Below are 882 nucleotides of genomic sequence, written 5' to 3'. Positions count from 1 at the left end.
GAAAACACCCTATGATTAGCACTCGATGGTATTGAGTGCTAACAAAACACCCTTCACCACAAAGTTAACAAGCACTCACTTTCTTGTGGTGCTTTTTGATTCCCTCTAAAACCAGTTCTCAAACAAGGAGCTCTCATGAAACTTCGTCCTTTGCACGACCGCGTGATCGTCAAACGCGTGGAAAACGAAACCAAAACCGCTTCCGGCATCGTCATTCCTGACAGCGCTGCTGAAAAGCCTGATCAAGGCGAAGTGCTGGCCGTTGGTCCAGGCAAGAAGAACGACAAGGGCGAACTGAGCCCCGTGGGCGTGAAGGTCGGCGACCGCGTGCTGTTCGGCAAATACAGCGGCCAGACCGTCAAGGTCGACGGCGACGAACTGCTCGTCATGAAAGAAGAAGACCTGTTTGCAGTGGTCGAGAAGTAATCTCTCACCTGCTATTTATTTGATAGCTGCTAGCGCGCGCTCCGCTTGGGCTAGCAGGCGATTTCATCCATAAACTTTAAGGAATCTGCATCATGGCAGCAAAAGACGTAATTTTCGGCGGCGAAGCCCGCGCACGCATGGTTGAGGGTGTGAACATCCTGGCCAACGCCGTCAAGGTAACCCTGGGCCCTAAAGGCCGTAACGTGGTTCTGGAGCGCTCGTTCGGCGCCCCCACGGTGACCAAGGACGGTGTGTCCGTCGCCAAGGAAATCGAACTGAAGGACAAGCTGCAGAACATGGGCGCGCAGATGGTCAAGGAAGTTGCTTCCAAGACCTCTGACAACGCTGGCGACGGCACCACCACCGCCACCGTTCTGGCTCAAGCCATCGTCCGCGAAGGCATGAAGTACGTGGCCGCCGGCATGAACCCGATGGACCTGAAGCGCGGTATCGACA

General features: G+C 55.0%; 2 protein-coding genes. Both read left to right on the top strand.

What is annotated here, in order from left to right; genetic code table 11:
* Positions 1-135: 135 nt before the first annotated feature.
* A complete protein-coding gene (locus tag AC1D0Z_RS23105; RefSeq protein ID WP_007872916.1) occupies positions 136-426 on the top strand; it encodes a co-chaperone GroES in 291 nt (96 codons plus the stop codon).
* 92 nt (positions 427-518) lie between these two features.
* Positions 519-882 (top strand): TCP-1/cpn60 chaperonin family protein (locus AC1D0Z_RS23100; RefSeq protein WP_477660461.1); only part of this gene is annotated, 364 nt, incomplete at its 3' end.

The organism is Polaromonas sp. P1_E3 (assembly GCF_056405935.1).
Note: the sequence above shows the minus strand (reverse complement) of the source record. Positions and strands in the feature narration are given on the sequence as shown.

Excerpts from the sequence above, each read along its gene's own strand:
- AC1D0Z_RS23105 (WP_007872916.1), top strand. The coding sequence starts at position 136 with ATGAAACTTCGTCCTTTGCACGACCGCGTGATCGTCAAACGCGTGGAA.